Annotated in this window: 20 protein-coding genes; 9 read left to right on the top strand and 11 right to left on the bottom strand. The window is 72.2% G+C overall.

All coding sequences use genetic code 11. The annotated features are described in order from the left end of the window. Positions 1-281: 281 nt before the first annotated feature. A complete protein-coding gene (locus IEY89_RS17530; protein WP_189148346.1) occupies positions 282-1,136 on the bottom strand; it encodes a bifunctional methylenetetrahydrofolate dehydrogenase/methenyltetrahydrofolate cyclohydrolase in 855 nt (284 codons plus the stop codon). Between the two features lie 283 nt (positions 1,137-1,419). Here IEY89_RS17530 and IEY89_RS17525 point away from each other — a divergent pair, with 283 nt between their 5' ends. Further along, positions 1,420-2,058: a hypothetical protein gene (locus IEY89_RS17525; protein WP_189148345.1), complete on the top strand. Its 639-nt coding sequence runs from the start codon at positions 1,420-1,422 to the stop codon at positions 2,056-2,058. Between the two features lie 334 nt (positions 2,059-2,392). On the opposite strand, the gene IEY89_RS17520 is transcribed toward IEY89_RS17525, so the two are convergent. Beyond that, positions 2,393-2,821, bottom strand: coding sequence for a peptidase inhibitor family I36 protein (locus tag IEY89_RS17520; RefSeq protein ID WP_189148344.1), 429 nt, complete (start codon positions 2,819-2,821; stop codon positions 2,393-2,395). Positions 2,822-3,053: 232 nt separating this feature from the next. Between IEY89_RS17520 and IEY89_RS17515 the strand changes: the two genes are divergently transcribed. The 4 genes from IEY89_RS17515 to IEY89_RS17500 all read left to right on the top strand — a co-directional run bounded on the left by IEY89_RS17515 (position 3,054) and on the right by IEY89_RS17500 (position 7,154). Next, positions 3,054-4,136, top strand: a complete 1,083-nt coding sequence (locus tag IEY89_RS17515) for a helix-turn-helix domain-containing protein (RefSeq protein WP_189148343.1) — start codon at positions 3,054-3,056, stop codon at positions 4,134-4,136. 150 nt (positions 4,137-4,286) lie between these two features. Further along, positions 4,287-5,033 carry an FHA domain-containing protein gene (locus IEY89_RS17510; protein ID WP_189148342.1) on the top strand — a complete coding sequence of 249 codons (747 nt, stop codon included), beginning with the start codon at positions 4,287-4,289 and terminating at the stop codon, positions 5,031-5,033. Further along, positions 5,033-6,670 carry a protein kinase domain-containing protein gene (locus tag IEY89_RS17505; protein WP_189148341.1) on the top strand — a complete coding sequence of 546 codons (1,638 nt, stop codon included), beginning with the start codon at positions 5,033-5,035 and terminating at the stop codon, positions 6,668-6,670. Before IEY89_RS17510 ends, IEY89_RS17505 begins: the two co-directional genes overlap by 1 nt. 97 nt (positions 6,671-6,767) lie before the next feature. After that, positions 6,768-7,154 carry a peptidase inhibitor family I36 protein gene (locus tag IEY89_RS17500; RefSeq protein ID WP_189148340.1) on the top strand — a complete coding sequence of 129 codons (387 nt, stop codon included), beginning with the start codon at positions 6,768-6,770 and terminating at the stop codon, positions 7,152-7,154. Between the two features lie 207 nt (positions 7,155-7,361). Here IEY89_RS17500 and purH read toward each other — a convergent pair whose 3' ends face one another. Then, on the bottom strand, positions 7,362-8,933 hold the full coding sequence (gene purH / locus IEY89_RS17495; protein ID WP_189148412.1) for a bifunctional phosphoribosylaminoimidazolecarboxamide formyltransferase/IMP cyclohydrolase: 1,572 nt from the start codon (positions 8,931-8,933) through the stop codon (positions 7,362-7,364). Between the two features lie 17 nt (positions 8,934-8,950). After that, complete coding sequence (gene purN, locus IEY89_RS17490) at positions 8,951-9,580, bottom strand: phosphoribosylglycinamide formyltransferase (protein WP_189148339.1); 630 nt, start codon at positions 9,578-9,580, stop codon at positions 8,951-8,953. 296 nt (positions 9,581-9,876) lie between these two features. Here purN and IEY89_RS17485 point away from each other — a divergent pair, with 296 nt between their 5' ends. Further along, the gene (locus IEY89_RS17485) at positions 9,877-10,665 is read left to right on the top strand and encodes a hypothetical protein (protein ID WP_189148338.1); all 789 of its coding nucleotides are present in this window, start codon (positions 9,877-9,879) and stop codon (positions 10,663-10,665) included. 22 nt (positions 10,666-10,687) lie between these two features. On the opposite strand, the gene IEY89_RS17480 is transcribed toward IEY89_RS17485, so the two are convergent. Next, positions 10,688-12,316 carry a cell division protein PerM gene (locus IEY89_RS17480; protein WP_189148337.1) on the bottom strand — a complete coding sequence of 543 codons (1,629 nt, stop codon included), beginning with the start codon at positions 12,314-12,316 and terminating at the stop codon, positions 10,688-10,690. A gap of 97 nt (positions 12,317-12,413) precedes the next feature. Between IEY89_RS17480 and IEY89_RS17475 the strand changes: the two genes are divergently transcribed. Continuing rightward, the gene (locus IEY89_RS17475; protein WP_189148336.1) at positions 12,414-13,496 is read left to right on the top strand and encodes a helix-turn-helix domain-containing protein; all 1,083 of its coding nucleotides are present in this window, start codon (positions 12,414-12,416) and stop codon (positions 13,494-13,496) included. Positions 13,497-13,616: 120 nt separating this feature from the next. Here IEY89_RS17475 and sucD read toward each other — a convergent pair whose 3' ends face one another. From sucD to IEY89_RS17445, 6 genes are all read right to left on the bottom strand, one after another. Next, complete coding sequence (gene sucD / locus IEY89_RS17470) at positions 13,617-14,501, bottom strand: succinate--CoA ligase subunit alpha (RefSeq protein ID WP_189148335.1); 885 nt, start codon at positions 14,499-14,501, stop codon at positions 13,617-13,619. A gap of 21 nt (positions 14,502-14,522) precedes the next feature. Further along, a complete protein-coding gene (sucC, locus tag IEY89_RS17465; RefSeq protein WP_189148334.1) occupies positions 14,523-15,701 on the bottom strand; it encodes an ADP-forming succinate--CoA ligase subunit beta in 1,179 nt (392 codons plus the stop codon). A 1,886-nt stretch (positions 15,702-17,587) separates the two neighbouring features. Beyond that, positions 17,588-18,763, bottom strand: a complete 1,176-nt coding sequence (locus IEY89_RS17460; protein ID WP_189148333.1) for a VWA domain-containing protein — start codon at positions 18,761-18,763, stop codon at positions 17,588-17,590. After that, positions 18,760-21,387 (bottom strand): DUF5682 family protein, encoded by a 2,628-nt coding sequence (locus IEY89_RS17455; protein ID WP_189148332.1) that lies wholly within the window; start codon positions 21,385-21,387, stop codon positions 18,760-18,762. The genes IEY89_RS17460 and IEY89_RS17455 overlap by 4 nt, the downstream gene beginning before the upstream one ends. Next, the gene (locus IEY89_RS17450; protein WP_189148331.1) at positions 21,384-21,527 is read right to left on the bottom strand and encodes a hypothetical protein; all 144 of its coding nucleotides are present in this window, start codon (positions 21,525-21,527) and stop codon (positions 21,384-21,386) included. The genes IEY89_RS17455 and IEY89_RS17450 overlap by 4 nt, the downstream gene beginning before the upstream one ends. Then, on the bottom strand, positions 21,524-22,669 hold the full coding sequence (locus tag IEY89_RS17445; RefSeq protein WP_189148330.1) for an ATP-binding protein: 1,146 nt from the start codon (positions 22,667-22,669) through the stop codon (positions 21,524-21,526). The genes IEY89_RS17450 and IEY89_RS17445 overlap by 4 nt, the downstream gene beginning before the upstream one ends. Before the next feature lie 167 nt (positions 22,670-22,836). Between IEY89_RS17445 and IEY89_RS17440 the strand changes: the two genes are divergently transcribed. Further along, positions 22,837-24,189: an SWIM zinc finger family protein gene (locus IEY89_RS17440; RefSeq protein ID WP_189148329.1), complete on the top strand. Its 1,353-nt coding sequence runs from the start codon at positions 22,837-22,839 to the stop codon at positions 24,187-24,189. A 111-nt stretch (positions 24,190-24,300) separates the two neighbouring features. Beyond that, complete coding sequence (locus IEY89_RS17435) at positions 24,301-25,956, top strand: DUF5691 domain-containing protein (RefSeq protein WP_229695273.1); 1,656 nt, start codon at positions 24,301-24,303, stop codon at positions 25,954-25,956. Positions 25,957-25,962: the final 6 nt, after the last annotated feature.

The following is a 25,962-nucleotide window of genomic DNA, read 5'->3' as shown; positions in this document are numbered from 1 at the left end:
CCGGGCCGACCTCACGTGCCCGGCCCGACGCGGACGCCCTTCCGGAGTCGGACCCCCTGTCGGCCTCGGCCACCCTGTCGGCTTCGCGCGCCCCACCGGACTCGGACACCCGGCCAGCCTCACGTGCCCGGCCCGACGCGGACCCCCCGGACTCGGACGCCCTGTCGGCCTCGGACACCCGGCGGACCCCACGCACCCGGCCCGGCTCGGACGCCCCGGTGTCGGGCATGCCGTCGCCGGGCGTTGGGCGCCCGGCGTTCAGTGCCCGCCTGTCCTCCGCCTCAGCCGACACTGCGCTCCGCCGCCTCGACCACGTTGACGAGCAGCTGGGCGCGGGTCATCGGGCCGACTCCGCCGGGGTTCGGGGAGATCCAGGCGGCGACCTCGGCGACGCCCGGGTGGACGTCGCCCACGATCTTGCCGTCGGCACCCCGCGAGACACCGACGTCGAGGACGGCGGCGCCCGGCTTCACGTCCTCGGGGCGGATCAGGTGGGCCGAGCCCGCGGCGGCGACGACGATGTCGGCGCGGCGGATGTGGGCGGCCAGGTCACGCGTACCCGTGTGGCACTGCGTCACCGTCGCGTTCTCGCTGCGCCGGGTCAGCAGCAGCGGCATCGGGCGGCCGATGGTGACACCGCGGCCGACGACCACGACCTCCGCGCCCTTGATCTCTACGCCGTGGCTGCGGAGGAGGGTGAGGATGCCGTTGGGGGTGCAGGGCAGCGGGGCCGGCTCGTTCAGGACGAGGCGGCCGAGGTTCATCGGGTGGAGGCCGTCGGCGTCCTTGTCGGGGTCCATCAGTTCGAGGATGCGGTTCTCGTCGATGCCCTTGGGGAGGGGCAGCTGGACGATGTAACCGGTGCAGGCGGGGTCCTCGTTCAGCTCGCGGACCGCGGCCTCGATCTCCTCCTGGGTGGCCGTGGCGGGCAGTTCGCGCTGGATGGAGGCGATGCCCACCTGCGCGCAGTCGCGGTGCTTGCCGGCGACGTACTTCTGGCTGCCGGGGTCCTCCCCGACGAGGATCGTGCCGAGGCCGGGCGTGACGCCCTTCTCCTTCAGCGCCGCCACGCGGGCGGTCAGATCGGACTTGATCGCGGCTGCGGTGGCCTTGCCATCGAGAATCTGGGCGGTCATGCCCCCATCCTCGCGGATGACCGCCTCCGGGTTCCAATCCGGGTTCCAATCCGGGTACCCACCCACGTGTGCGCACGCCCGTACGCATGATCGAGGATGTTGCACTTGCACAACACATGCACTATGCGGCTGGACAAGCACAAGCGAACTAAAGAACGATAAAACGGCAAGCAGCACAGTGCCGCGGGCAGGGCCGGGGGGCGGACCGCATCTGTACATCACCTTCCTCCGTTCGGTGCCTCGCGTCGTCCCCGCACTTGACGCAGACGGAGGAAGCCCCGCCATGAGTTTCGGCGACCCGAACAACCCCTACGGCCCACCCCAGCAGCAGCCCCAGCAGCCTGCGCCCGGCTACGGCTACCCCCAGCAGACCCCGCCCCAGCAGCCCGGCTACGGCTACCCGTCGGCCCCGCCGCTCGGCCAACAGGGATACGGCCAGCAGGGATACGGGCAGCCGGGCTACGGCGGCTACCCGGGCGGCCCGCTCACCATGCCGGGCAATGTGAAGGCCGCCCGCGTGATGCTCTACGTCATCGCGGGCTTCCAGGTGATCGGCGCGATCCTCATCGCGCTGTCCGCGGTCGCGATCAACGCCGCGAAGAACGACCAGGAGCTCAAGGACAACGTCGACTTCCAGCAGCTCGCCGACTACTCGTCCGGCGCCCTGTGGGCCTTCACCGCACTGGTCCTCGGCTGGGGCGTCTTCGCGATCGTCCTGGGCGCGAAGTTCGGCAGCGGCGGCAACGGCGTCCGGATCACGACCATGGTGTTCGCGATCATCACCGCCGCGCTCGGCATCTACCCGTTCATCGTGGTCGGCCTGGTGCACACCGTGCTCGCGATCCTCGTCGCCGTGTTCGTCGGCAGGTCCGAGGGCGAGGCCTGGTTCAACCGGGCGAAGCACCCGGGGGCCCACCACTAGGCACCGGCGGACGTCACGGGGCGGCGGTCGTCGACCGGTGCGCGCCGATCACTCTCAAGGGCCGTGTCTCACCGCGCACAAGGGCGGGGAGACACGGCCCTGGTGTGTCTCCCCGCCCTCGCTCCGAAGGCCGCGAGGCCCGGGAGAGCACCTTGCACGGCATCATCGCGGTCTCCCCCGCGGACCACGGACGACGATCGGCAAGAGGGTGACCGAGGTGGCCGGGTTCCCCCGAGGGTCCGGCCCTACGCCGACCACGTCGCCCACCGTCTCAAGGAGTGCCCGTCTCCCGGGAAGGGGTGACCCCGGGAGTCACGGGGTCGCGCGGCCGGGCTCAGCCGCAGCTGCCGGAGATCCACTTGTGGGAGCGGACCCTGTAGGTGCCGGCGAGGTTGCCGCCGTGCTGCTGCCGGGTGCAGCCGATCCGGTCGGAGTAGTCGGCACCCCGGTAGTAGGCGACCCCGGTGGACGAGCCGGTACCGGCGTTCCACACCGACTTCACGTTCGTCGTGGCAGCCCACGAGCAACGGACCGCACCGCCCTGCCAGTCGGGGTCGGCGACGTCCCACGCGCACTTCTGGCCGGTGAAGTTGGCGCCCGTCCAGAAGCAGATGTGCCCGCTCGCACAGTCCACGGCGGTGGGAGCCGCCTGTGCGGCCGAGGCGGACGTGGGCACGGCGAGGGCGGTGACCGCCGCCGCGCTGACGGCGAGGACCGCGACGAGCGGCTTGAGGCGGCGCGGCCTGCGTACGGAAAGGTTCATGGGCCTGATCTCCTTGAGTTCGTCGACGATACGTCGACCGGTGCTCGGACGGCCCGACGCTGACAAGGAACCCACCCGCCGGGCAAGGAAATCCGGCCCCATGGGATGCCGGGACGGCGGGACGCCGCTCACCGGGCACGTTCCGAGATCGTTGGAACGGCCATGGGACGGCGTGCGTGGCACAGTGGCCCGGCTACTGGAGCGTCTGACCAACGTGCCATGGGGGGAAACCATGCCCGCACACCCGGAATCCGAACAACTCGCCGCGACACTGCGCGCGTTGAAGAACAGATCAGGACTGAGCTACGAAGCACTCGCCAAACGGACCGATATCGGCGGCTCCACCCTGCACCGCTACTGCAAGGGCACCTCGGTGCCCCAGGACTACGGAAGCGTCCACCGCATCGGCACGGTCTGCGGCGCGTCCCCCGACGAACTCCGGTCACTGCACCGGCTGTGGGCGCTCGCGGACACGGCCCGGCTCAGGGAGAACGGGGAAGAGCGCAAGGAAGAGGGCAGGGAGGCCGGGGAGACCGCGGACACGGTGCCGGTGACGGATCCGGCCGTCGGGGAACCCGCGACGCCGGACCCCGTTCCGGCCCGCCGGACCCACTACCCCCTTCTCGCCGCCGCGGCGGCGGCGGTCCTCACGCTCGGCATCTCGGCCTGGGCCCTGTCGACCGAGGCGGCGTCCTCCGCCAACGGCCAGGGCGGCAAGGACAGTTCGGCGTCGCCGAGAGCCGACGGCCGCGTGCTCTTCTCGACCGCCTGCCGTTCGGTGGTGGCCATGGGCCAGCACGACACCTGCGTACGCGAGGTGCAGCAGTTGCTGCACGACAAGGGCGCGGACATCGGTGTCGACTCGGACTTCGGGCCGCAGACCCTGCGCCGGGTCACCGCGTTCCAGGTGTTCGCCGGTCTCCCGCCCAACGGTGTCGTGGACGACGCGACGAAGAAGGCGCTGTACTCGTCGTCGACGGTGCGCATGAACGTGTGGTCGCCTGAGAAGGTGCGCCAGCGCATCCGCGCGGTGTTCACGGAGGCGCCCGACAAGGCCGTCGCCATCGCGGACTGCCAGTCCTTCCTGGACCCGCTGCACATCCTGCCCAACACCAACGGCACCCGTAACTGGGGCCTGTTCCAGATCTCCGACACCCGGCTGCGCGAACTGGGCGGCACACCGCGGCAGGCGCTGGACCCGGCGTGGAACATCGGTGCGGCCGAACGCCTGTGGAGAAAGGACCGCGACTTCCACGACTGGCGGCACTGCGAACGGGCGGCCGGCGCGGCAGCGTCGCCCACACAGCGCCCCTGAGCGCGCCCGGCACCGGCGGGCAGCGGTCGCGGGCGGGGCCGCCGACAAGTTCACGCCATTGCCGTGACACCCCCCTGTAAAGGGGAGACACGGCCCTGGTACGTCGTCCTAGTCTGACTCCGGTAGCTCCGAGGCCTGGGGAGACGCACCTTGTACAGCATCATCGTGGTACCTCCGCCGACCACGGGGGACGAGCGACGAGACACCCGCTTCCGGCTCGCGCCCGGTGAACGGCTCACGTTCGGCCGGTCCGCGGCCGACAACGACCTGGAGATCCCGCACGAGGGCGTCTCCCGCGCCGCCGGGGAGATCAGGGCGCACGGTGCCTTCTGGATACTCAGCAACCACAGCGGGTCCCAGACCTACGTCGTCGAGAACCCGGAGGGAGCGGGTGAGCACGTCAAGGTGAGCCCGGGGCGACTGGACGCGCCGATCCCCTTCGAGTTCTCCCGGATCGTGCTCCCGGCGGCCGGTGACCTGCTCCCGATCGAGGTGTGGGCACCGCGCCACGACTACCGGGACCCGTCCGGCGGTCCGACCGGCGCGACGACGGCCCCCGCCTTCTCCGTCGACCGTACGAAGCGCTACTTCGCGGTCCTGGTCGCGCTCTGCGAGCCCCGGCTGCGCGGCGCCCCGCACGCGCCACTGCCGACGGTCGACCAGGTCGTCGACCGGCTGCGCCCCGACTGGCCGGCCGCGTCCCGCGCTTCGGTGCAGTGGAACATCGACTACCTGGCCGTGAAGCTGCGTCTCAAGCCCAGCCCCGACGAGGCGGACACGGGTCCGCGTCTCAACGGCAAGAAGCAGTCCCTGGTATCGCTGGCGCTCCGCTTCGACCTCGTCCGGGAGGACGACCTGACCGTGCTCACCAGAGCGCCGGGCCCGGGGGAGCGGTGATGCCGGAGGCGTACGCGGTGACGGTGCCCAGGGGCTACCGGGTGGGCGTCTGGGAGGTGCGGGAGCCGATCGCGACAGGGGCGTTCGGCAGCGTGTACGAGGCCCGGCGCGTCGACGCCGGACCGGGCGGCCAAGGGGACGTGCTCACCGGCGGCAGGCCCGAGGACCTGCCCCGCACCGCCGCCCTCAAGTTCCTGCCCACGGGCACCGGCACCCCCCGTCACCTCGCCCACCTGCGTGAACTGGCGGACCGCGAGCTGAGGTTGCACCGCGAGCTGAAGCGTCCCCGGCTGATCCGCATGTACGAGACGCTGACCGTGGACGACCCCGCCCACCCGGACCTGGACGGCGCCGTGGTCCTCGTACTGGAGAAGGCGGAGGAGTCCCTGGCCGCCCTCCTCACCCGCGCACCGGGCCCACCGCCGCAGGGCCAGGACCTGCTCGCCCAGATCTGCGAGGGGCTGGTCCAGCTCCACCGGGCGGGCTGGGTGCACGGGGACCTGAAACCGGCCAATGTGCTGCTGATGAAGGACGGGTCGGTGCGGCTGGCCGACTTCAACATGGCGGCGGAGCTGGAAGGCACGCACGCGTACACGCCCGCCTTCTCGACCCCCGACTACACGCCCCCGGAACTCCTGTGGTCGGAGATCGGCGAACGGGGCCGCCGGATCCGTCCGTCGGCCGACATCTGGGCCTTCGGGGTGCTGGCCCACCTGGTCCTCACCGACACCTTCCCGCTGCCCGGCGGCACCCCGGTGACCCGGCGTGACGCGGCGGTCGCCTACGCCCGGGGCACCGACGAGCTCCGTCTCACCTCCGGGCTCCCGGACGCCTGGCGGGAGATCGTGCGGGACTGTCTGGCCCGTACGCACGAGGAGCGGATCACGGGCGAGGCGCTGCTGCGGAGGGTGGAGGCGCTGGCGGGCACGAGGGCCGGAGCGGGATTCCTGTCCCGTTCCCTGTCCGGGCTCGTCCGCCGGTTCCCGCACCGGGCGCGGGGCCGCAGGACGCTGATCGCGGGCGCGGCGACCGCCGCGGTGGCCGCCGCCGCGCTCGGCTACGGCATCAGCAGCTGGGCGTACGGGGACGAAGGGGCGAGCAGGTCCAACGGCCCCGGCGGTACGGCGGCGGTGACGGCGACGGCCGCCTCGTACGGCTCCTCGGTCCTCCGTACCGACAAGGGCGTGCCGCCCGCCTACCGGCTGCTGATCGTCGAGACGGCCCACGACTGCGACCAACCGCACGTCACGCCGGCCCTCATCGCGGCCATACTGAAGGTCGAGAGCAACTTCGACCCGGACCTCGCCGACCCGGTCAACAACGAGTACGGCATCGCCCGTTGGACCCCGAGCGTGCTGCGCTGGTGGATGCACGAGGACGGCACTCCCGGTACGTCGGTGCCCGAACCGCCCTTCCCGCCCGCCGAGTCCATCCCGGCCATGGGCCGCTACCTGTGCTGGATCGCGCCCCGCCTGGACCCGAAGCTGCCGGGCGACCGCGGGGTACTGATCGCGGCGGCCTACCGGACGTCGTACCAGGTGGTGAACGACACGGTCGGCGTTCCCCCGAAGAACCAGCCGTACGCCGACCGCGTCGCCCACCACCTCAAGGAGTACACGCCACCGGGGAAGAAGTGACCCTGAGAGTTCCGAGGTACCCCTCCCCTCCCTTCCGTACGAGGGTGAGGACGTCCACCTACGGGGGTGGGTAACGTCTCAAGGAGGGACATACATCATGAAGATGGCGTTCTCGTTCAAGCGGATGCCCGCCGCGGCTGCCGCGCTCGCCACGGTCGGACTGCTGACGGCCGGCACCGCAGTCGCCGCTCCGTCGTCCGACTCCACCACCGGCACTGCCGCCGTCCAGGCGGCCGGCAAGTGGCGCGGCTTCAGTGAGACGGGCTTCTCGGGTCCGGACAACGAGTTCTCCGGATCCACGGGGTCGTGCACCTACGTCGGCAGCAACTGGAACGACAGGGTCCGCTCCGCCCGCACCGGCGACACCGCCGTCAGGGTCGAGCTGTGGGAACACGCCAACTGCACCGGGTGGTCGATCACCATCGACGACAGCGGCTACGGCAACATCGGGCCGTGGGTCAGCGCCTTCCGCGTCACCACCTAGTACTGCGGGTACCCCAGGTACCAGGTACCAGGTACTCCAGGTATCCCAGCAGGAGTTCACCGTCCGACCTGCGGTGACGAGCTTGGCCTCCGGACCCCGAGGGGACCGGAGGCCACGTGTCCGTGCGTCGCGCACGGGTTTCAGCTCGACGTGAACGGGCCCGCCGGTCAGCTGTCGGCGGGCCCGTTCACGTCGACGCTGTCCGGCTCAGTGGAAGAAGTGCCGCGTCCCCGTGAAGTACATCGTGACGCCCGCCTTCTGCGCCGCCTCCACGACCAGCTCGTCCCGCACCGAACCGCCGGGCTGCACCACGGCCTTGACGCCCGCGGCCGTCAGGATCTCCAGCCCGTCGGGGAACGGGAAGAACGCGTCCGACGCCGCGTACGCGCCCCGCGCCCGCTCCTCGCCCGCCCGCTCGACCGCCAGCTTCGCCGAGTCGACACGGTTGACCTGGCCCATGCCGACGCCGACCGAGGCGCCGTCCTTGGCCAGCAGGATGGCATTGGACTTGACCGCCCGGCACGCCTTCCAGGCGAAGGAGAGTTCCGCCAGCTCGGACGCGGACAGCGCCTCGCCCGTCGCCAGGGTCCAGTTGGCCGGGTCGTCGCCGTCGGCCTGGAGGCGGTCCGTCACCTGGAGGAGCGCGCCGCCGTCGATGGGCTTGACCTCAGCGGGGTGCGAGGGCGCGGCCGGGGCCTTCAGGACGCGGATGTTCTTCTTCCGGGCGAGGGCTTCGAGAGCGCCGTCCTCGTAGTCGGGCGCGACGATGACCTCGGTGAAGATCTCGGCGACCTGCTCGGCCAGCTCCTTGGAGACCGGCCGGTTGACGGCGATGACCCCGCCGAAGGCGGACAGGGGGTCGCACGCGTGCGCCTTGCGGTGCGCCTCGGCGACATCCGAACCGACCGCGATGCCACAGGGGTTGGCGTGCTTGATGATCGCGACGCAGGGCTCGGCGTGGTCGTACGCGGCACGGCGGGCGGCGTCCGTGTCCGTGTAGTTGTTGTACGACATCTCCTTGCCGTGCAGCTGCTCGGCCTCGGCGAGACCGGTCCCCGTGCCGTCGACGTAGAGCGCGGCGGGCTGGTGGGGGTTCTCGCCGTAGCGGAGGGTGCTCTTGCGCTGGAGGGCGGCGGCGACGAAGTCGGGAAACTGGGAGTCGTCCGCGGGCGCGTAGGCGCTCGCGAACCAGCTCGCCACCGCGATGTCGTACTCGGCGGTGTGCCGGAAGGCCTCGGCGGCCAGCCGCTTGCGGGCCGTGAGGTCGAAGCCGCCGTCCTTGACCGCGGCCAGGACGTCCGCGTACCGCGCCGGGCTGGTGACCACGGCCACCGACGGGTGGTTCTTGGCGGCGGCGCGGACCATCGACGGGCCGCCGATGTCGATCTGCTCCACGCACTCGTCGGGCGAGGCGCCGGAGGCGACCGTCTCGCGGAACGGGTAGAGGTTGACGACGACCAGGTCGAAGGGCTCGACGCCCAGCTCGGCGAGCTGGGTGCGGTGGTCCTCCAGGCGCAGGTCGGCGAGGATGCCGGCGTGCACCTTGGGGTGCAGGGTCTTGACCCGGCCGTCCAGGCACTCGGGGAAGCCGGTGAGCTCCTCGACCTTGGTGACGGGGACACCGGCGGCGGCGATCCGGCCCGCCGTCGATCCCGTGGAGACGAGTTCCACGCCGGCCTCGTGCAGGCCACGGGCCAGCTCTTCCAGACCGGTCTTGTCGTAGACGCTGACGAGCGCCCGGCGAAGGGCCCGCTTGTCGCTCTCGGCCGTGACAGTGATGTCGGCGGTGTCGGCGGTCACTGGATAACTACCTTTCGTCCCTCAATGCGATAGCCGTTGCGGGCGAGCCGCCCCACGACATCGACGAGCAGCCTTCGCTCGACTTCCTTGATGCGCTCGTGCAGAGCGCTCTCGTCGTCCTCGTCCCGGATCTCCACCACGCCCTGAGCGATGATCGGTCCGGTGTCGACGCCGTCGTCGACGAAGTGGACGGTGCAGCCGGTGACCCTCGCGCCGTACGCGAGCGCGTCGCGAACGCCGTGGGCCCCCGGGAAACTGGGCAGCAGGGCGGGATGCGTGTTGACGAACCGTCCGCCGAACAGGGCCAGGAACTCCTTGCCCACGATCTTCATGAACCCGGCGGAGACGACCAGATCGGGTTCGTACGCGGCCACCGCACCGGCGAGCGCCGCGTCCCACTCCGCCCGGGTGCCGTGGTCCTTCACCCGGCACACGAAGGTCGGCAGCCCGGCCCGCTCGGCGCGCGCGAGCCCTTCGATGCCGTCCCGGTCGGCGCCGACGGCGACGATCTCGGCCCCGTAGGCCTCGGTGCCGGTGGCCGCGACGGTGTCGAGGAGCGCCTGCAGATTCGTACCGGATCCGGAGACCAGCACGACGAGGCGCTTGGCAGCCTGGGACTCGGCCACGGCGGGGCCCTTTCTCGGGGGAACAGGTCGTGCGGGCGGCTCATGTCTTCATACGAATGCTTCGCGCCCCGGGATACGGGGAAGTCTACAAAGCGGCCGACCGCCAGCAACGATACCGGCACTCCGGACAGCCCCCACGGGACGGGTGCGTGGCCGGAAGGTAGCGTCTGGCAGGAGCCGGTCCGGGAACGCGGCCGTCATGCGGTGCGTTCACGGGGTGGCGGCACATGCCGAACAGCCGAAATCGACAGCCGTGCACCCACGGCCGTGATCAACAAGGGGAAGACGCTCACTTGATGTCGGACCGCAGCCTGCGACTCCTCACGCTCACCCCGCAGTCTGTGCTGCTGCGGGAGCGCCCCGCGTCGCCGCCCGACGCGTCCTCGGGCAAGAACAACGGCGACACCGGCGCGAACGGCGACGGTCAGGGAAGCGCGGCCCAGGACGACAACCCGTTCGCCCCGCCGCCGGAGGGCACACCGGACAAGCCCTGGCAGCCCCGGCGTCCGGCGGGCGACGACACCTCCGGCGACGGCGGTAACTCCCCGTGGGGCAGTCAGTGGAGCGACCGGCAGCCCGGCCGTTCTCCGGGCATCTTCGGCGACCGCTCGGGCCGGTCCGGCGGCCAGGGCGGCCCCGAGGGCCAGGGCGACGGACAGGGCACCAACCCCCGCTGGGACCCGACGGACCCGGCCCAGCGCCACGCGCGGTACGCACTGCTGTGCGGTATGTGGGCCTTCTTCTTCGCCCTCTTCAACTGGCCGTACGTGGCGCTGCTGCTCGGCGCGCTCGCTCTGCACTGGGGCATCAGCGCCCTGCGCGCCAAGCCCCGCACCCCGAACCCGGACACCCCCGTGCCCCCGCAGGGCACGGCAGGCGGGGGCCGGCCGCAGCGGACGGCCGCGATCAGCGGTCTGGTCACGGCATCCCTGGCACTCGCCATGGTCGCCGTGACGTTCAGTCTCCAGTTCGTGTACCGCGACTACTACACGTGCACGAACGACGCCCTCACGAACACCGCCGAGAAGGCATGCAACGACCTGCTCCCGAAGGAACTCCGGGACGTGTTCGGCACGAACAGCTAGGCACAACCAGATCCGGCTACAGCTACAGCTGAGTCTCCTTCGGCTCCGGAGGCGTCGTCGACGACGCCTCCTTGAGCGCGGCCCAGCGGGCCTCACGGGACGCGGTGTCGTCGTACCAGGGCGAGGGTGACGGCAGGTCGGCGGGGAGGAAGTCGTAGGCGGCCTCCGCCTCGTACGGGTCGCTCGCCTCGTAGGCGTCGTCGGCGGTCATGTGCCGCCGCTTCGCCTCGACGGGCGCCGCCGCGGGCGTCAACTTCAGCGTGCCGGTGTCCGTACGGGTGTCCTTCGGCCGCTTCCGCAGCCTCCACGCACGCAGTCCCAGGGCCGTCGGTACGGCGACGACGGCCGTCCACGCCAGCGTCGCCGCGCCCGTCTGCCACCACACCGGCCCGACATGGGCGAGGGCGTCGCTCCCGAGCGGCCCGCCCGCCAGCGCGGCCAGCACCGCGAGCGCGCCCGCGCACAGGGCGGCGGCACAACCCGCGTTCGCGGCGGTACGCCCGCTCGTCCAGGGCGTCTTCCCCTCGCCGGGGTCCGCCGCCCGCGCCGTGAACCAGGCAACCGTCAGCCCCGCCGCCACCGGAACCGCGGTGACCGTCCAGGCCAGCGGGGTGCCCGGCCCCGCGTCCGGCACCGCCGACAGCAGCGGGAAGGGCGGCAGCAGCGGCGCCGGGTCGGAGGCCAGCGGACCGGTGACATGGCCCGAGCCGAGCGTGAACCCCGGGCCGAGGGCGTAGGCCGCGCCCCACAGCGCCGCGTTGGGGATCAGGGCCAGACAGAGCAGCAGTACGGCGATCCGGCCCGACCACGCCTCCGTGAGCTGGAGGAAGGAGGCCCGGGCGGCCCCACCGTGCCCCACCAGCGACACCGCGACGAGCAGCGCCCCGCCCCCGACGAACACGGCCGTTCCGGCCCCGGCGGCCCGCCCGGCGGCCAGGAAACGGCCACGGGCATCCGGGTCCAGCACGCGCCGGCGCACCCACCTGGGCAGCGGATACAGCACCCGGGGCGACAGGGGCCCGCCCGGTCGGCCGTACGCCGTCCACACCCCGGCGCCCGCCGCCGTCATGGCGAGCAGCGGTACACATACGGCCGTCCACGCCCAGTCGGGACGCAGCCCGCCCCCGGACGCGTACAGTGCGACGCCCCCGCCGACGGCCAGATACCCGGCGACCACGCCGAGCCAGACGGTACGGGCGGGAAGCGGGGGCGCGTCCTGCGTCGCCCCTTCCTCCTCACGGCCCTCCGTCGCGTCGCGGGCGGCGCGGTGCAGCAGCCAGGCCGGGAGCGCGAGCAGCAGGAGGGGAGTGACGCCGACGGGGGCGGGGGCGCCGGACAGGCTGTCCGCGCGGACGAGTTCGGCCCCGTGGGCGAGCAGCCAGAGCGCGGCGGCGATGTGCAGCGCGCCGTCGGGTCCGCTGTCCGGGTACGGGGAGCTGATCCACAGCACCATCACGAGCACGGCGAACGAGCCGAGCCCGAGCCCGGCCGCGACCGCGCCGCCGAGCAGGCCGACGCCCAGTCCGGGGGAACGGTCGCGCAGACGGTCACGGAGCCGATCGCGCAACCGGGAAGGCACCCGGGTACGGCCCCGGTTGCTCAGGGGCAGGAAGGGAAGGCGGCGGTCGGTCGTCTGGGTCACGAGCGCCATGCTCCCAACGACACGCGCTTTCCCGTCGTAACAGGCGAACCTACGACGTGTCACCCAATATACGTTTTATGTACTTTTCCGTGCGAAGGGGCCCCTGGTGACGCAAAGCCCCACCATCCCGCTGCCCCCGCCCGCCGAACGCCGACGCCTGCGCGAGTCCCAGTCACTGACGCAGGCTCAGGTCGCCGAACTGGTGGGCGTCAGCCGCGAGACGGTACGCGCGTGGGAGACCGGCCGCACGACACCGCGCGGACGCAAGGCGCAGACGTACGCGAGCCTGCTGGCACCTACACCTACACCTACACCGGCATCAGCACCGGCACCCGCCGCCGTCACGGCCACAAAAGACGTGGTGGCCGCCGACACGTCGCCCCCCACCGCCCCCCTGACGCCCGCTCAGGCCTTCGACGCGCTCTACGCGTTCTGCGCCCCCGCCCTGGTACGGCAGACCTATCTCCTCACCGGGCGGCGGGAGTTGGCGCGCGAGTCGGTCGAACGGGCGTTCCAGCTGGCCTGGCACCGCTGGCCCGAGGTGGCCGTCGACCCGGACCCGGCGGGGTGGGTGCGGGCGACGGCGTACGAGTGCGCGCTCTCCCCCTGGCACCGCTTCCGCGCCCGCCATCGCCACCCGGAGGCACCGCCCGCCGAAGCGGCCGACCGCGCGCTGCTGTCCACCCTCCTGACACTCCCCCCGCCGTACCGCCGCACCCTGGTTCTCCACGACGGTGTGGGCCTCGGCCTGCCCGAGACTGCGGCGGAGACGGAGGCGAGCACCCGTGCGGCGGCGGGTCGCCTCCTCCACGCCCGCGAGACGGTGGCGACCCGCCTGCCGGACCTCGCGGACCCGGCCCACCTGTCGTCCGGCCTGGCGGGCCTGGCCGCCCATGCCCGGCTGCGCGCCGCCCGCCCCTCGGCCGTCCGCGCGTGCAGCGAACGCCGCGCCCGGAACTGGACCCAGGCGGCGATCGCCTTCACCGTCGCCCTGATCGGCGCCACCACGTTCACCCTCCACACGGCCCCGACCCGCTACGAGCCACCGGTGGCACCGGGGACGACAGTGCAGGGCGTACCACCCCAGGCGGCACCGGGACCGCTGTCACGGACGGAACGGAACCTCCGCGAAAGACTCCAGAACACGATGCCGAGCGGCCCGCAGAGGGTGCACCCGGAACCGAGGTGAACACCCGCCGGCCCGGCCCGGCTGTGGGCAGTCGTTCCGCTGGGGCGGAACACGCCGGTGGGCCCGCCCCAGCAAAGGGAACGGGCCCACACGGGTTCAGCTCAGTACTGCCAGGAAGCGTCAGCCGGCGAGAATCTCACGCGCCAGCTTGGCCGTCTCGGTGGGCGTCTTGCCGACCTTGACACCGGCGGCCTCAAGGGCCTCCTTCTTCGCGGCAGCCGTACCCGACGAACCGGAGACGATGGCACCGGCGTGGCCCATCGTCTTGCCCTCGGGGGCCGTGAAGCCCGCGACGTAACCGACGACCGGCTTCGTCACGTTCTTCGCGATGAAGTCCGCGGCACGCTCCTCCGCGTCACCACCGATCTCACCGATCATCACGATCAGGTCGGTGTCGGGGTCCGCCTCGAACGCGGCCAGCGCGTCGATGTGCGTCGTCCCGATGACCGGGTCGCCACCGATACCGACGGCGGACGAGAAGCCGATGTCCCGCAGCTCGTACATCATCTGGTACGTCAGCGTGCCCGACTTCGAGACCAGGCCGATGCGGCCCGGCTTCGTGATGTCGCCCGGGATGATGCCGGCGTTCGACTGGCCCGGCGTGATGAGACCGGGGCAGTTCGGGCCGATGATCCGGGTCTTGTTGCCCTGCGCCACGGCGTACGCGTAGAACGCGGCCGAGTCGTGGACGGCGATGCCCTCGGTGATGACGACCGCGAGGGGGATCTCCGCGTCGATCGCCTCGACCACGGCGGCCTTGGCGAAGGCCGGCGGTACGAAGAGGACCGATACGTTCGCGCCCGTCTTCTCGATCGCCTCGGCGACCGTGCCGAAGACCGGGATCTCGGTGCCGTCGATGTCGACGGAGGTGCCCGCCTTGCGCGGGTTCACGCCACCGACGATGTTGGAGCCGTCCGCCAGCATGAGCTTGGTGTGCTTCATGCCCGTGGCACCGGTCATGCCCTGGACGATGATCTTGCTGTCCTTGTTCAGGAAGATAGCCATGGCTGTTCTGTCCCTCTTCCCTTACTTCGCAGCCGCGAGCTCGGCGGCCTTGTCGGCCGCGCCGTCCATGGTGTCCACACGCTGGACCAGCGGGTGGTTGGCGTCGGAGAGGATCTTGCGACCCAGCTCGGCGTTGTTGCCGTCGAGACGGACGACGAGGGGCTTGGAGACTTCCTCGCCCTTGTCCGCGAGCAGCTGCAGCGCCTGCACGATGCCGTTGGCGACCTCGTCGCACGCGGTGATGCCGCCGAAGACGTTGACGAACACGGACTTGACGTCCGGGTCGCCGAGGATGATCTCCAGGCCGTTCGCCATGACGGCGGCGGAGGCGCCACCGCCGATGTCGAGGAAGTTGGCGGGCTTGACCCCGCCGTGCGCCTCACCGGCGTAGGCGACGACGTCGAGGGTGCTCATGACGAGACCCGCGCCGTTGCCGATGATGCCGACCTCACCGTCGAGCTTCACGTAGTTGAGGTTCTTGGCCTTCGCGGCGGCCTCGAGCGGGTTGGCCGCGTCCTTGTCCTCGAGCGCCTCGTGCTCCGGCTGGCGGAACTCGGCGTTCTCGTCCAGGGACACCTTGCCGTCGAGGGCGATGACCTTGCCGGAGGCGACCTTGGCGAGGGGGTTGACCTCGACGAGGAGGGCGTCCTCCTTGATGAAGGTGTCCCACAGGGTCACGAGGATCTCGGCGACCTGGTCGGCGACCTCGGCCGGGAACTTCGCCTGGGCGACGATCTCGCGGGCCTTCTCGATGCTCACGCCTTCGTTGGCGTCGACCGGGACCTTCGCGAGGGCCTCGGGGTTCTCCTCCGCGACGACCTCGATCTCCACGCCGCCCTGTACGGACGCCATGGCGAGGAAGGTGCGGTTGGTGCGGTCGAGGAGGTACGAGACGTAGTACTCCTCGACGATCTCGGGGGCGGTCTCGGCGATCATCACCTTGTGGACCGTGTGGCCCTTGATGTCCATGCCGAGGATGTCCGTCGCGCGGGCGACGGCCTCGTCCGGGGTGGCGGCGAGCTTCACGCCGCCGGCCTTTCCACGCCCACCGACCTTCACCTGCGCCTTGACGACGGACTTGCCGCCCATACGCTCGGTCGCCGCGCGCGCCGCCTCAGGCGTGTCGATGACTTCACCGGCCAGCACCGGTACACCGTGCTTGGCGAAGAGGTCCCTCGCCTGGTACTCGAACAGGTCCACGCGCGTCCGTCCCTATCAGTGATCTCGCGGTTCGTTGTCTGCGTGGGCGTGCCGCGATGGGCAACGTGACGTCCGCTGTGTCACAAGGGTGGCGCACACGGTGTCCGAGCGCGCGGCATGTCCGTCTCGCAGGTTATCGCCGCACCCCGCAGGTCCCTAAATCAGGAATCACACCTGAGCGGTGATACCTGTCACAGAGTGCCATCGACGGCCGCCGATCGACCTCCGATCTGCCTCCGATCTGCCTCCGATCGGCCTGCGTACGGGGCGTAAAGACGCGTTACGCATGCATAGGGACGCAAAGGTGAGGCCTCACCGGGCTGGGGTGGGCCCGGTGAGGCCCCGGGAAGGACCGCCAACGGTTGTGACGGTCCTCCGGCGAGCGGTCCCCACCCCTGGGGGAGCCGCTCACCGCCGTCCGCCCGGCACGCCCTGACCGGACCGGACCGATGGCATTCGGCCGTACGGGGGCTTTCCTGGCGGAGTCCGGTAGATCCGCACGCCAGGCGTGCGGAGGTCTGGTGCGTGGAGGTCGGGTGCGTGGAGTGCCGGAACGCGGAGTGAGTGCCCGGAGGTCACGCCCGGCTGGCACTCCGTACAGTCGTCGCGGCCCCGTTTCGGTCCGACGGGCGGAATCGCGCACGCCGACGGGGCGGGGGCGAAACCCTGCCTAGGCGGGGCTTACCGGAATGTCCCGGTACCTGTTCCTGGCCTCGACACCGGCAGCGACCGGGGCAACCCCCGGTACGAGACACACCGGTGCCCGCTGGTTCAGCGCGACGGCCTGCCCGTCGCCGAGTCCACCATGCCGGGGACCACCGCCGTCGACGACCCGATCATCCAGCGCCCTGTGGGGCACCCCGTTGTCCGGCATGCCTCCGGGCGCCTGACGCACAGACGCCCGTGAGACGTCCACGCCACCCCGGTCACCGGCCGCCACCGCTCCACGGCCGTCCACGACACCGCCGACCCGACCGAGGAACCACGGACCGTTGACGGCCCCGCCTTGAGGCGTCCCGGCAGCGGGTGCCGACGACGCCTTCCCCGGCAGCGCGTGCGCAGCCGGGGATAAGGGAGAGGTGGGGAAGGCGGGAGAGACAGGAGAAGCCGGAGTCGCGGGGGAAGCCGGGGAGGGCGAGGGGGAAGGGGAAGAGGAACGGGGAGAAGAGGGGACGGTGGGCGCCCCGGGCAAGCCCGGAATCCCGGGCACCTCAGGAATCACCGGAAGCTGGGGGAGCTCCGGAAGGCCCGGAAGGCCCGGGGCACCCGGAAGACCTGGAAGATCCGTAAGGTCTGGAAGCACAGGCGCCACGGGCACCACGGGCAGCGTCGGCGGTTCAGGCAACGCAGGCCGTTCAGGAAGCGTTGGCAAAGCGGGCAACCTCGGCGTCAGCGCCGGTACCTCCGCCAACTCCTCCGCCAGCTCCTGGGTCCGCTCTTCGGTCACGGCCCGCGCCGGACCATCGAGCGGTGGTCCGGCCTTCTCGACCACCGCTCGAAACCCGTCGTCCCGCACCGGCGGTGCGCCCTGCGCCGCGTGCGCCCGCTCCCCGCAGAGGAACCCGAACACGAACAACCCGCCCACCAGCACCGCCACTCGCAGCGCGCGCCGCCCCGCCGCCCTACGCGTCACACGCAGTACGGCAACGGGCGGGGCGACTGGCCAGTTCAAGGGAAGGACTCTCCCGGGCGGCGACACGACGACGAGCGTCAGGGAACCGCGATCATCTAGGACGACGACGAGCAGGACGAGGCGGCGCCGATCCTCGCACGGCCCTCCCGAGGTCGCGCAAGTCCCCCGTTACCGATGCGCACTCATGTCCTTTTTGCCGACCGAAGCCGCCTTCATGTCACTCGGTTCAAGTGGCTCAAGTGGCTCCAGTGGTTCACTCCGTGTCGGGTATCGGCAGCGGGCGCTTCTCGATCGCCGCGGCCATGATGTCCGGGAACAGATCGGGTGTGCAGGCGAACGCCGGTGCGCCCAGCGCCGCGAGTGCCGCCGCGTGCTCCCTGTCGTACGCGGGCGCCCCCTCGTCCGACAGCGCGAGCAGCGTCACGAACTGCACCCCGGACGCCTTCATCGCGGCGACCCGCTTCAGCATCTCGTCGCGTATGCCTCCCTCGTAGAGGTCGCTGATCAGCACGACGACCGTCTCGGTGGGCCGGGTGATCTGCGACTGGCAGTACGCCAGCGCCCTGTTGATGTCGGTGCCCCCGCCGAGCTGCGTACCGAACAGCACATCCACCGGATCGTCGAGCTGATCGGTGAGGTCGACGACCGCCGTGTCGAAGACGACGAGCCGGGTGTCGATCGACCGCATGGACGCCAGCACCGCCCCGAACACCGACGCGTACACCACCGACGCCGCCATCGACCCCGACTGGTCGATACAGAGGACGACCTCCTTCTTCACCGACTGGGAGGCGCGCCCGTAGCCGACGAGCCGCTCCGGCACGATCGTGCGGTATTCGGGGAGGTAGTGCTTGAGGTTGGCCGCGATCGTGCGGTTCCAGTCGATGTCGTGATGGCGCGGCCTGCTGATGCGGGCACTGCGGTCCAGCGCCCCGGTGAGCGTGGCCCTGGTCCGCGTGGCGAGCCGCTTCTCGAGGTCCTCGACGACCTTGCGTACGACCGCTCTTGCCGTCTCCTTCGTCGTCTCCGGCATCGCCTTGTCGAGGGAGAGCAGCGTGCCGACGAGGTGGACGTCCGCCTCGACCGCCTCCAGCATCTCGGGCTCCAGCAGGAGGGCGGAGAGGCCCAGGCGGTCGATGGCGTCCCGCTGCATGACCTGGACGACGGACGACGGGAAGTACGTCCGGATGTCACCGAGCCATCGCGCGACCGACGGCGCGGACGCCCCGAGCCCCGCCGAACGTTCCCGCCCCACCCGGGCCTTGCCCCCGTCGCCTCTCCCGTAGAGCGCGGTGAGCGCCCCGTCCATCGCGGCGTCCTGTCCGGAGAGCGCGCACCCCGTACCGTCCGCCGCGTCGCCCCCGAGCACGAGGCGCCACCGCCGCAGCCGCTCCAGTGCCGGATCCGCCGGGTCTGTCGCCGTCGTCATGTCCCCACCCCCACAAGGTTGTTGTCGTCGACGCCCCCGTCACCCGCGCCCAGCGGCCCCAGCAGCAGCCGCAACACCGGCAGCACGGCATCCGCTCGCCGGGCGTCGAGGTCGGGTGCGAAGCCCGGCAGACCGGCGGCGCCGGCCACCGCGCTCCCCCGCTGCTCCGGACCGCGCCGGACCAGTTCCCCCAGGGTTCTGCGGACCCCGGGCTCGTACACCGAGAACGTGCGCCTCAGCAGGGGCAGCACATCGGTGAACGCCTCCGCCGGCACTCCGGTCAGCCAGGCGTCCACCAGGCCGAGCAGCCGTTCGTCGTGCACCAGCAGCATCCCGCCCCCGGAGCCGCCCCCGACGAACCCCTCGATCCACGCCGCCGCGTCCCCCGGCGCCGTCCCCGGTGACAGCACGAGCCCCATGAGGACCGCCGCCTCGTCCTGCGCCAGCTCCCCGTCGTCCAGCAGCAGCCGCACGGCCCGCCCGCGCACGACTCCGGCCACGCTGTCCCGCGCGGACAACACCCGGAGCACGGAGTGCCAGCGGCGTCGCAGCTCGCTGTGGTGCCCCGGCTCGGGGACATCCTCGGCGGCACTCGCGGGAGCGCCCGAGGCAGAGGAGGGAGAGGTGGGCGCGGTGCCACTCCCGAGAGCCGCCCCCGGCTCAGAGGCTCTCGCGGGGTTCTCCGCAGCGGCACCCACGGAGACGCCGTCCGCGGTCTCCCCTGCACCAGCGGTGCCGGCCGGAGCCGGGTTCGGGGCCACGGCCTCCCCGAGCAGCCCCACCGCCCCGTGCACCGCGTCCACATGGCGCCGCATTTCCTCGGCGGCCTCCCTGTCGAGCGCGGCACAGGCCGGGGGCAGGCCGACGAAGACGCGCTCGGCGAGGCCCGCCGCGACCTCGGCCAGCGCCCCGGTGTCCGTGCCGCGTACGTCGCCGTAGCGCAGGGACCGGACCAGCGCCGGCAGGGCCTGGGCCAGGTGACCCACATCGGCGTCCAGGGCCGCGCGGTCGGCGAGGACACGCATCACCACGGGCAGCGCGTCGGCCAGTTCGGCGAGCAGACAGCGCTCGGCGAGTGCGGTCACGTCGGCCAGCGAGCCCGCGCCGACGGCGTCGGCCTCCGCTCTGGCGGTCGCCGCCGAGAGCACGGTCGTCCCCCACACGCCGGCCTCGGCGACCCGTACTGCCAGCTCCGGCTCCCACCGCAGCCGCCACGTCTCCCGGAAGGTACCGGTGCTGCCGCGCGACGCCGCGGGTTCACCCCAGCCGATCCCGAGCAGCCGCAGGCGGTGCAGCAGCCGACTGCGCCCGGCGTCGGTCTCCTTGCGCAGGTCGAGTTCCAACTCCCTTTCCAGCGCCTCCGGTTTGAGCCGCAACCGGCGCTGGAGGCGTGTCAGGTCGCGCTGCAACGGCACAGCGGGCGCCGACTCCGGTACCTCCCCGAGCACGTCCCCGACGACGAGCCGGTCGTGCACCAGGGCCAGCGGGACGTCCGAGCCCTCGCACATCACCGCCCGCACGGCGTCGGTGGTCTCCGTCAGCCCCGGCAGCGGGCGGCCCCGCATCGCGGCGAGCGTATCCGCCAGCCGCACCGCCTCGATGACATGCGCCGAGGAGACCATCCTGTCCTCGTCGCGCAGCAGCCCTGCCACCTTTGTCATCCACCGCTCGACCGGCCGGTCCCGTGCGCCGAAGAGATGCCCGTACCAGCCGGGCGAGTCGATGCCCGCCCCGTACCCGCTGGCCCGCGCGAGCCTGCGATGCGTCCACGGCACCCAGGTCACGTCCACCTTGACCTTGGGCAGCCCCTTCAGCAACGCCCGGTCGGCGGCGACGGCGGTCTTCTGCCGCAGCGCGGGCACATGCCACGCCCCGCACACCACGGCCACCGCCGCGTCCCCGAACTCCCGCTGCGCCGCCCGGACCTGGAGCCGCATGTACGCCTCCCGCACGGGATCCCGCTCGTGACCCCCGGTCCCGTACACCTCGCGCAGCGCGCCCATGGCCTCGTCCAGCACCTCGAAGGGAGCGAACGCGTCCCCCTCGCCTGCCCCCCGGTGCTCGACAACGTCCTCCCACCAGCGCTCTGGATCGTCGTAACCACCGGTCCGCGCGAGCACGGCGAGCGGATCCACCCGCAGATCCGCATCCGGGACAGTGTCCGGGTCGGTATCCGCTGGTGCGGGGCCTCGGACAGCGTCCGATTCCGGCGGACAGCCGTCGTTACCCTCGCCCTCGCCCTCGTCATCGCCCTGGCCCTCGCTTTCGCCCCCGCTGTCGCTCTCCCACGCCAGCGTGTGCGTGGCGGGGAGGTCGATGAAGCGGGCGGGGACCCCGTGTTCCAGGGCCCAGCGGATCGCCACCCATTCCGGGGAGAACTCGGCCAGCGGCCAGAAGGCCGAGCGGCCGGGTTCGTCCACGGCGTGGGCCAGCAGGGCGACCGGCGGTCGCATGTCCTCGTCGGCGGCCAGCGGGACCAGGGCGTCGGCCTCGGGCGGCCCCTCGATCAGGACGACCGCCGGCCGCGCCGCCGCCAACGCGGCCCGTACCGCCCGCGCCGACCCGGGCCCGTGGTGCCGCACGCCGAGCAGCAACGGCCCGGTTCGCCTCTCGCCTTCGGTCACGACGCCCCCTTCCTGCCCCACGACGAGTCGTCGTCACCGACCGCATCACTCACGCCACCAACCCGCACGGTCACCGAACCGTCTCCCGCCAGCATCGCGAACACCCGCCCCCGTCCGTCCGTGCCCGGGTCACGGCTCATGCGCTCACCTCACGGCACGCCCGGTAGAAGTCCTTCCAGCCGTCGCGTTCGCGGACCACCGCCTCCAGGTACTCCTGCCAGACGACCCGGTCGGCCGCCGGATCGCGGACGACGGCGCCGAGGATGCCCGCGGCGACGTCGGAGGCCCGCAGGACGCCGTCGCCGAAGTGGGCCGCCAGGGCCAGACCGCTGGTGACGACCGAGATCGCCTCGGCGGTGGACAGCGTGCCGCTGGGTGACTTCAGCTTCGTCCGGCCGTCCGACGTGACCCCGTCGCGCAGTTCACGGAAGACGGTCACGACGCGACGGATCTCGTCGACACCGTCCGGCACGGCCGGCAGGTCGAGCGAGCGGCCGATCTGGTCGACCCGGCGCGAGACGATGTCGACCTCGGCATCGGCACTCTCCGGCAGCGGCAGCACCACCGTGTTGAAGCGGCGGCGCAAGGCGCTGGACAGCTCGTTGACCCCGCGGTCGCGGTCGTTGGCCGTCGCGATCAGGTTGAACCCGCGTACCGCCTGCACCTCCTGCCCCAGCTCCGGTATCGGCAGGTTCTTTTCCGACAGGATCGTGATCAACGTGTCCTGTACGTCGGCCGGGATACGGGTCAGCTCCTCGACGCGGGCCGTCATGCCCTCCGCCATCGCCCGCATGACGGGGCTGGGCACGAGGGCCTCGCGGCTCGGGCCGTGCGCGAGGAGCCGGGCGTAGTTCCAGCCGTAGCGGATCGCCTCCTCCGGCGTGCCGGCCGTGCCCTGGACCAGCAGCGTCGAGTTGCCGCTGACCGCCGCCGCCAGGTGTTCCGACACCCAGGTCTTCGCCGTGCCGGGCACGCCGAGCAGCAGCAGGGCACGGTCGGTCGCGAGGGTCGTGACGGCGACCTCGACGATGCGGCGCGGGCCCACGTACTTCGGTGTGATCACCGTGCCGTCGGGCAGGGTGCCGCCTTGCAGATAGGTCGCGACCGCCCACGGCGACAGTTTCCAGCGGGCCGGGCGCGGGCGGTCGTCCTGCGCGGCCAGTGCCGCGAGTTCGGCAGCGAAGGCGTCCTCGGCGTGCGGGCGCAGTTCCTCCGTGGCGTTCGCGTGCGCGGACTGCTCGTGACGCGGGTCGACGGATGTCGGTTCAGCGGAAACAGGCATGGCTCGGTCCCCCTCCAGCTCGGCCGGTCTTGGCCCGTTCGGATCTGGTGTCCACACTGCACCACGCCACTGACAATGCACTCTGACCTGCGAAAATGCCATTCCGGAGGCTGAGCGTGGATCGCTGTGAGGACCGATTGTCAGTGCCGGGATCTACCTTCGATGTCATGACTCAGCAGGGGGTGCGCTGGACAGCGGATCAGGTGCTGGCACTGGCGCCTGACGTCTCGTCACGCAAAGCGGGAAGCAAACTCGGTGCGTCCGGGCCGTGGTCGGAGGCCGGCAGTTCTGACGAGGGGACGGTGTGGGGACTGTGCAAGGGCAGTGGCAGCAAGCCGTATCAGACGGTCGTCGACATCGCGGACGCCACCGGGCCCGCGTACAAGTGCAGTTGTCCGAGCCGCAAGTTCCCGTGCAAGCACGCGCTCGGGCTGCTGCTGCTCTGGGCGGGCGGGGACGGCGCGGTGCCGCGAGGGGAGGCGCCGGGCTGGGCGGAGGAGTGGCTGACCGGGCGGCGCAAGCGCGCGGAGGAGAAACGGGCGGCGGGCCCTGCCGGTTCCCCGTCCGGTGATCCGGAGGCGGCGCGACGAAGGGCGGAGCGCCGGGCCGAGCGGATCACGGCGGGGGCGACGGAACTGGAGCAGCGCCTCGCCGACCTGCTGCGCGGCGGCCTGGCCACGGCGGAGCAGGCGGGGTACGGGCTGTGGGAGGAGACGGCGGCCCGGATGGTCGATGCCCAGGCCCCCGGACTGGCAGCGCGGGTGAGGGAGTTGGGGGCGATACCGGCGTCCGGTCCGGGCTGGCCGGTGCGGCTGCTGGAGGAGTGCGCGCTGCTCCACCTCCTCGACCGGGGCTGGCTGCGCCGGGACGAGCTGCCGGACGGTCTGGCGGCGACGGTGCGGTCACGGATCGGCGTGCCCGGCTCGGCGGAGGGCCCGCCGGTGCGCGACCACTGGCTGGTCCTCGCCCAGTACGAGACGGCGGACGCCCGTCTGACGACCCGCCGGATCTGGCTGCACGGCGCGGAGTCGGGCCGCACCGCGCTGCTCCTCTCCTACGGAGCGGCCGGGCGCGCCCCCGAACTGGCACTGCCGGTCGGTCTGGCGTTCGAGGCGGAGGTGTCCGCGTATCCCGGCGCCGGGCAGCTGCGGGCCGCCCTGGGCGAGCGGTTCACACCGCCCGCGCCGACGGAGGTACGGCCACCGGGGACGACGACCACGTGCGCGGCCGAGCGCTACGGAGAGGCTCTCCGGGCCGACCCCTGGCTGGACTCCTTCCCGGTGACGCTGGACCGCGTCATGCCCGTCCCGGTCGGCGGCTCCTGGCAACTGGCGGACGCCGACACCGACCTGGCGCTGCCCCTGGCCCCGTCCGCCGTCGCGCACCCAGGCCTGTGGCGCCTCGTCGCGCTCTCGGGCGGCGGACCCGTCACGGTCTTCGGCGAGTGCGGTCACCGGGGTTTCACTCCTCTGACGGCCTGGCCGGAGGGGGTGGTGGGACAGGCGGTCCCGCTGTGCTGACGCGATGCGACACGCCACACCACGCCACACCACGCAACGCAACGCAACGGCTCACGGCTCACAGCTCACAGCTCACGGCCGGACCCACGACTCCCGACGAAAGGGAACCTCATGAACGGCAGCAGGGCCGTCACCCCCATGGGCTCGGCCGCGGCGAGCGCCTGGGAGGAGCTGGTCACCGCGGCGCTGCTCGGCACGGAGCGGCGTACGCCCCCGGGCTGCCCGCCCGGCAGGCAGGCACCGGTCACGCTGCTCGACGCGGCGGCCGTGGAGACCGTACGGCGGCGTGCGGGACTGCGACCGGCCCCGGCGGCGGCGCGGCTGGAGCCCGCCGCTGCGGACCCACGCCCGCCGCTGCCGCCCGCGGCGGCCCGCAGGCTGGCGCTACTCCTGGCCGACCGGCCCGGCACTCCCGGCGGCAGCGGTCGCCGGGGCACGGCGCCGGACCTGATGGAGCTGCTGCCCCAGTGGCTCGCGGCGGCGAACGCACACGGTTTCGCGGCCCCACCACAGGTGCTGCCGGCGCTGCTCGACGCGGCCAGGGGACGTACGGACCTACGGCCGGCGGCGCTGGCGTTCGCGGGCCCGCGCGCCCTGTGGCTCGCCCGGCTGAACCCGGACTGGCGGTTCGCCCTGCGCTCGACCCCGGGCGGAGGCGCGGCCCTGCCCGGGGCCGAGGAGACGGAACGGATCCAGCAACTGTGGCAGGAGGGCCTGTTCGCCGAACGCGTCTCCCTCCTCGCTGCGATACGCGCGCGGGAGCCCGCCGCCGCCCGGGAGTTGCTGGAGACGACCTGGGCGACGGAGCGGGCCGAGGACCGGCTGATGTTCCTCGACTCGCTCCGCATGGGACTGCGCGCCGAGGACGAGCCTTTCCTGGAGCGGGCATTGGCCGACCGCAGCCGCAACGTCCGGGCGACAGCGGCCGAGTTGCTGTCGGCACTGCCGGATTCGGCGCTCGCCGCACGGATGGCGGTTCGCGCGGGAGCGTGCGTAGCGCTCGACCACGCGAACAGCGCGGAGGCCGGAGGCGGTACGAGGGGCGAGGCCGTGCTCGTCGTGGAGGCGCCGCACGAGTGCGACGCGGGCATGGAGCGCGACGGCGTCGTGGCCAAGGCCCCGGCGGGACGCGGTGAACGGTCCTGGTGGCTCGGCCAGTTGGTGGAGGCGGCCCCGCTCGGATCGTGGTCGGGACGGCTCGGCGGACGTACGCCCGAAAAGATCGTGGCGCTGCCGGTGGCCGACGACTGGCAGGGCGAGCTGCACGCCGCGTGGTGCCGGGCGGCGGTGCGGCAGCGGAACGCCGACTGGTCCCGGGCGCTCCTCGGCGCGCCCTCGACACCCGAGGCCGGCGGGCCGGGGGCGGTGTCCCTGGCGGAGCGGGCGAAGCTGCTCGCCACGCTGGACTCCGCCGAACGGGCCGCGTGGGTGGCGGGTTTCATCGCGACACACGGGCTGTCGGAGGCCTTCCAACTCCTCGGGGTGTGCGCGGTGCCGTGGGCTCCGCCGCTCGGGCGGGCCGTGGTCGACGCGCTCAACATCGCTCGGGACGCCGGTAGTTACCCATGGAGCTTCAGCGGAGTGATGGGGCTCGCAGAACGCTGCCTGGACCCCTCCGAGGCCGACCGCCTCGACGGCCTGCTGGCGATACCCGACGAAGGGGAGGACGCGTCACCGGGCGCGGGAAGCTACTGGGCGGAGGCATTCCAGCGCCTCGTGGGCACACTGCGCCTGCGCGCGGCGATGGCGGAAGAACTGAGGAACTGAGGGCTG

Source organism: Streptomyces lacrimifluminis, assembly GCF_014646095.1.
In the GTDB taxonomy this organism is placed as follows: Bacteria; Actinomycetota; Actinomycetes; order Streptomycetales; family Streptomycetaceae; genus Streptomyces; species Streptomyces lacrimifluminis.
The sequence above is the reverse complement of the archived record's forward strand: the minus strand, read 5'-3'. Positions and strand labels throughout refer to the sequence as shown.